This window comes from Mesorhizobium sp. M4B.F.Ca.ET.214.01.1.1 (assembly GCF_004791545.1).
GTDB classification, from domain to species: Bacteria; Pseudomonadota; Alphaproteobacteria; order Rhizobiales; family Rhizobiaceae; genus Mesorhizobium; species Mesorhizobium abyssinicae.
In genome coordinates this window covers 1-377 of the sequence record NZ_SRUX01000107.1, presented here as the reverse complement: position 1 = coordinate 377, position 377 = coordinate 1, and the positions used below count along the sequence as shown (strand labels likewise).

Below are 377 nucleotides of genomic sequence, written 5' to 3'. Positions count from 1 at the left end.
GCGTGCTGTTCATCGACATCAATGCCGGCAAGGGCCAGAAGAACCCGCAGCCTGGCGTGCTCGACGTGCTGCGCGGCGAATATCCGCTCGAGGCGGTCTGCCGCTATGCGCCCGGCAGCTCCGTCGCGCTCATTGGCCGCGGCCGGCCGACCGCGGTGTTCCAGGAGGCGCAGGCGCTCTACTTCGCCCATCGCATGCTGGCCGAGGCCAACCATAGTTTCGAGCTCGTCGTCGTCGACGGCGGCGCGCTGGCCGACGATCTCAACGTCCTGCCGCTGGTCGCCATGGCCGACGAAATCCTGCTCGTCGCCAGGCTCAACGCGACGCCGATGCGCGACGTCGCCTCGACCTCGGAGGCGGTCTCGGTGATGGGGCGG

Annotated in this window: 1 pseudogene; it reads left to right on the top strand. The window is 69.2% G+C overall.

Annotated features, from left to right (window positions below):
• A pseudogene (locus EN857_RS33500) lies at window positions 1-377 on the top strand (lipopolysaccharide biosynthesis protein); the annotation flags it as partial.